The organism is Mesorhizobium sp. M2A.F.Ca.ET.067.02.1.1, from assembly GCF_004023285.1.
Classification (GTDB): Bacteria; Pseudomonadota; Alphaproteobacteria; order Rhizobiales; family Rhizobiaceae; genus Mesorhizobium.
Genome location: NZ_RZSB01000452.1, coordinates 1 through 4927, shown reverse-complemented (window position 1 = coordinate 4927; position 4927 = coordinate 1). Strand labels below are relative to the sequence as shown.

The following is a 4927-nucleotide window of genomic DNA, read 5'->3' as shown; positions in this document are numbered from 1 at the left end:
ACCTATTCGATGCCCGGCCTGACGTCGGCGGCGAGCTCATCGGCCCAAGCCGGCGCGATCGAGATCGTCACCACCGATGCCAACGGCCATCTCGCCTCCGTGACCCCGGGCGCGCTCGGCTTTTCCGATCCCGCGCAATTCAACAGCCTCAATTCCCGCATCGACAGCGTCGGCAGCCGCGCCTATTCCGGCGTCGCCATGGCGATGGCGCTGGCCGGCGCGCCGACCGTGCTGCCGGACGAAAAATTCGTCACCACCTTGAACTGGGGCACGTTCGAGGGCGCCAATGCCTTTGCGCTCAGCGCGGGCGCCCGGCTTGGCTCGCAACTCCAGCTCAATGGCGGCATCGCCTTCGATCCCAACCAGAATATGGCCGGCGGACGGCTGGGCCTGAGGATGAGCTGGTAGGAAGCGCCGGCGCGCCAGGATGATCCCGATGCGAACAGTCACGATTCTCCTTGCGGCGATGCTGGCCGTGTGCGCCGCTACGCCCGGCCTTGCCCAGACGCAGACCCAGGCGCCGGCGCCGGGCAAGAAGAAGGCGGCGCCACCGGCGGCGCCCGCGGCGCCCGCCTGGCCGGCAAACGCCGCGCAGGCGATCTACCTTGCCCGCAGCACGATGATGGCTCTCCAGCAGGCGGTGGAAACAGGCAACTTCACCGTGCTGAGGGACATGGGCTCGCCAGGCTTTCGCGCCCAGAACACTGCCGCCGACCTCGCGATCAGGTTCCAGGCGCTGCGCCAGTCCGGCGCCGACCTGACGGCGGTTGCCGTGGTCGCCCCGCAGCTCTCCACGCCGCCGTTTCTCGACCCCCAGAAGCAGCTGCACCTTGTCGGCCTGTTTCCCACGCAGCCGCTAGAGATCGATTTCGACCTGTCCTTCGAAAACGTCGACAACCGCTGGCGCATCTCCGCCATCGGCGTGACCACCGCCCCGGCGCCGAAGGCGCAGGAGGGTGGGGATAAGGCGGCGAAGTAGAGCGCCGGCGAGGGCGGCTGCGATATAGGAGATCGCGAGGCGGCAGTGGCGCTGGAGGTCAATCCCGAGCCGACGTTCACCATGTAGGCTTAGCCCCAAGATTCAGTGGTGGTGAGCACGCCGCTGAGCAGCGGTTCGAGGTCGTCCCACAGCTCCGCCCAGTTCTCCCGCGCCGGCCGGCCGCAAGCCTTCGGCGCTGGTATCGGTCAGCCTGTCGGCGGCGCCGGAAAGCCCCGAGCCCGCTGCCCAGAACTATGTCGACCGCTTCGTCTCCGTGACGGGGTGGCAGCCGCGCATGACGCTTCTGCTGGGCGGCGCCTTGCGCATCACCAAATTACTCCAGGAGCAGTTCGTCAAATTCGTCGTCATGAAGGGCGAGGACCCAGACCCTGGGCAGGATAACGAATTCACCGACTGGAACACGCTCGCCGGCTTCACCGATCGGTTCCTCGCAACGATCGGCTAGCCCGCGGCCGAGCCGGCCTGTCCCGCACCGGCTCGCGCGGATGTTTGAGGCGCGGTCCTGCCCGATGATCGCGAAGCAGGCCGCGCTTCAATCAACAAGTTCATTGCCCTTCACAAGGGCGACCCCGGGAAGGCACTCAAGGAAATGATCGTGCTCAACGGGCACCTTCAACGGCGGCTCGACGCGCTGCCGGGTACTCGGCAGAAAGCATCGCGCCGGCGTGAGAAATGGCGGGTGACCCAATAAAGCCGTTGCGGATGTGTTCAGCAAGCCGTTGGAAATACGGGTGGATTTGCTGTCGGATGAGAGATGGGTTTAGGCCAGGGATAAGCCCCAGAGTCCATAAGCCAGAGTCCACACCCCAACGTTCAGAGGAGAAAGCTGTCGCTTTCTCCTTGGTCAAATGGGAAAGCGGATCGACCGAAAGCGATTGTGGGTCGCCCAGCCAACCGTGACAGCAGAAAAATCTTTGCACCGATGGCATCTCCTTTCGACCCAAAATGATTGTCTGCTTGGGGCCGAGATCGGAACGTCCGCTTTCGGGGATGATTGGGCTAGAAGCCGACCTTTTCACCCAGCGTAGCGCCGACCGCTTTGCGCCTCCAGCGGACGTTCGGATACTTGCAAGAACTATTCTCACTACGGAACTCGCCGTCACATCGAATCTGGCGGCGCGAAGAAGCAGTTCATATGCTCCTCACTTGGATGCAGGCAGATATGAAAATCGTGGTCACCGGACGGCAGCGCGTCTCTATACGGAATCTGAAACAAATGCTGTCGGGTCACCAGGTGGTGGTCGCCAGGAAGTAGTGTAACGGAAAAGCCGCTCGGTCCAGTCTTCACCGATGCGCCCGGGATGCGCTCGCAATCGCCTCCCGGGTCATCTCCCTTGCAGCAAGCTGGCGGATAAGGCCAGCCGCGCACCGCATCATGCGCGCCCGCGCTTCCGCCCGTTATCAACGCGCAGGCTGCCAGTACAGCCGTGGGTTTCGAAGCCATCAAGGTTAGACCTGCTGCCCCTCGTCGCCAGCTGGCATAATCGGCCAAGACAACCTTGGTGTAACGAAAGGAAACCGATCAAACGCCGATTTTCTCCCGATCTGGAGTTTGATATGTTCCTGATCAAGTGTTCGACGTTCTGCGCAAGCAGAGAGATGCGGGATGAATCCGCGCTCATCCAAGACAATCGTGGTGAACGGCATCACTCTCGATTTTGCCGCCGGGATTTTGCGCGACAGCCAAGGCAAGGATGTGGTCTTGCGCTCGCAAGCCTTCGCGGTGCTTGAATACCTCAGCAGGCATGCTGATCGCGTCGTCACAAAAGACGAGCTCATGCAAGCGATATGGCCTGGTATTGCAGTAACCGACGACAGCTTGGTGCAATGCATCGGTGATATCCGCCGGGCACTGCGCGACAAGAACCAGATGGTTCTCAAGGTAGTGCCAAAACGCGGATACAGACTCGCAGTTGATGCCGCGGAATGGCCGATCGAACTGAAAGGCCGGAGCCGGTCGGCAGCCATTATAGCTCTGGCCATGGTCTTGTTTGCGGCAGGACTCCTCTGGGGCATTAATCATAGCGCCGATGAGAGTGGCGCCGGGGCAGTTCTGCCCTCCGTTGCCGTGCTGCCATTTGGGATGATCGGTGGTGATGCGGACCAGCAGCGGCTGGCTGACGGCCTGACCGAGGACATCATCACTGACCTTGCCCGATTTCCAGAATTTCGGGTGATAGCTAGTAATACGACCGCAGCCTACAAGGAAAAGACGTCTAACACGAAAGAAGTGGGTGCGGCTCTCAAGGCTGCCTTCATCGTCGAGGGCTTGATCCAGCGCCAGGCCGATCGCGTGCGCATCACGGCGCAACTTGTTGAATCTGCGACCGGCAAACACATCTGGTCGGACCGGTGGGATCGGCCCGAAAACGACTTTTTCGCGATTCAAACCGAGATCGCCGAGCAGGTCTCGAACCGGCTCGGCGGTGGCGCAGGCCTGATTCAAGAGGCGGGCCGCCGGGAAGCGCATCGCAAGCCACCAGCGAACCTCAACGCCTACGAGCTCTACCTTCTCGGCACCGAGCGGCTCGAACGGGTCAATCGCGACGATCTGGAAGAGGCCATCCGGCTTCTCACACGGTCGCTGGAGCTTGATCCCTCCCTCGCCAGGGCTTGGATCGAGCTTTCGCACGCCCACAAGGTCCTTGCCGGCTTCGGGGTGGAGCCCCTGCGGAACCAAAAGCTGGCTGCCGATGCTGCGATGCGCGCGGTCACGCTCGACCCGGGTGACGCAGAGGCGCATGTGGTCCGCGCGATTACCCTGGCCGAGAGCGCCGATCTGGTGAAGGCGAGGGCGGAGTTCGAGACGGCCCTCAGCATGGCGCCGAACGAGTTCGAGATCCTGACCTTCTACGTTACCTGGGCGGCCATGTTCGGCGAGCCCGAACGCGGAGCCGAATTGGCCGACAGGGCGATCAGCCTGAACCCGAACTTCCCGATGTGGAGCACCCGTCCGCTCAACGTCGCCTACTTCTGGGCCGGCCGTTACGAGGACGCCCTACGCATGACGGACCGGCTCGGCCCTGACAATTACGATCGCTGGGTGGGGACGTTTCGAGCTGCCGCGCTTGCGGCCCTGGGCCGGACGGATGAGGCGCGGACGCTTGTCGCGTTCATCCTCCAGAAGTATCCGGACTTGAGCATAGAGGGAATAATCGCCAACCTCCCCTTCACCGAGGTACAGCGGAACCGGCTGATCGAAACGATGAGCCTCGCCGGCTTTCCACGCTGTGCCAAGTCTGGGGACCTGGCCAAACTTGAGAAGCCGGTCCGGTTGCTCGGATGCGGGTCGCCGTAGACGGCAAGCGACAGTCTGCATGATCGAGGGGGCGCATTCTGTTCGCACGAAGGGGCCGTAAGGAGGTATCGCCATGATTATCCGCATTTATCGCGGCACGGTCTTTGCTGGAAAGCAGCGTCTCTGGCAGGAGCGTGTTGAGTCGCTTTCTATTCCCTGGCTGAGGAAGCAGGCGGGGCTCATCGCCTTTTACCCCGGTAAGCCACCTGCGGAGAGTGCGGGCAGGACGTTCTGCATGGTGATGGTCTGGGATGGCCTGGAGTCGGTGAAGGCCGCTATCGGGCCAGACTGGAATAACGCGATTTATCATGGCGATGAAGCCGAGTTGATCGAGTCTGCACAAGTCGAGCACTTCGACCTCTTTCCGTAGGCTGCCGAGTGCAGGGCAACAATGAGCCGAGAACAGGCCGGCAGCTTCGGTCTACGAATCTTCGAAAGCGGACATTCAGGTGGGCGTGGACATTGTCTGCGAAAATGGAAGACTTAGGCTAGGCGGGGAATCTCTACGAGGTCGCTCCAGCCTCTTCCAACATCGCCAGGAATAAGCGGTGTTTGTCAGGCACACCTTTGAGCACGTGCTCTCCGTGATCTGCGAAACGTAGGCCTGAACCTGCCACCAAGCCCTGGTC

At 62.0% G+C, this 4927-nt stretch carries 6 protein-coding genes; 5 read left to right on the top strand and 1 reads right to left on the bottom strand.

Annotated elements, in window-relative coordinates:
• From EOA28_RS24770 to EOA28_RS39005, 3 genes are all read left to right on the top strand, one after another.
• Positions 1 to 408: YadA-like family protein (locus EOA28_RS24770; protein ID WP_189342169.1), on the top strand; the 408-nt coding region annotated here is incomplete at its 5' end.
• 28 nt (positions 409 to 436) lie between these two features.
• Positions 437 to 979, top strand: coding sequence for a hypothetical protein (locus EOA28_RS24765; protein WP_127249919.1), 543 nt, complete (start codon positions 437 to 439; stop codon positions 977 to 979).
• 295 nt (positions 980 to 1274) lie between these two features.
• A complete protein-coding gene (locus tag EOA28_RS39005) occupies positions 1275 to 1445 on the top strand; it encodes a hypothetical protein (RefSeq protein WP_189342168.1) in 171 nt (56 codons plus the stop codon).
• Positions 1446 to 2099: 654 nt separating this feature from the next.
• Here EOA28_RS39005 and EOA28_RS24750 read toward each other — a convergent pair.
• Positions 2100 to 2444, bottom strand: coding sequence for a hypothetical protein (locus EOA28_RS24750; protein WP_127249920.1), 345 nt, complete (start codon positions 2442 to 2444; stop codon positions 2100 to 2102).
• 162 nt (positions 2445 to 2606) lie between these two features.
• Between EOA28_RS24750 and EOA28_RS24745 the strand changes: the two genes are divergently transcribed.
• Complete coding sequence (locus EOA28_RS24745; protein ID WP_127249921.1) at positions 2607 to 4298, top strand: winged helix-turn-helix domain-containing protein; 1692 nt, start codon at positions 2607 to 2609, stop codon at positions 4296 to 4298.
• 73 nt (positions 4299 to 4371) lie between these two features.
• Positions 4372 to 4668, top strand: coding sequence for a hypothetical protein (locus tag EOA28_RS24740; protein WP_127249922.1), 297 nt, complete (start codon positions 4372 to 4374; stop codon positions 4666 to 4668).
• The last annotated feature ends 259 nt before the right edge of the window (positions 4669 to 4927 follow it).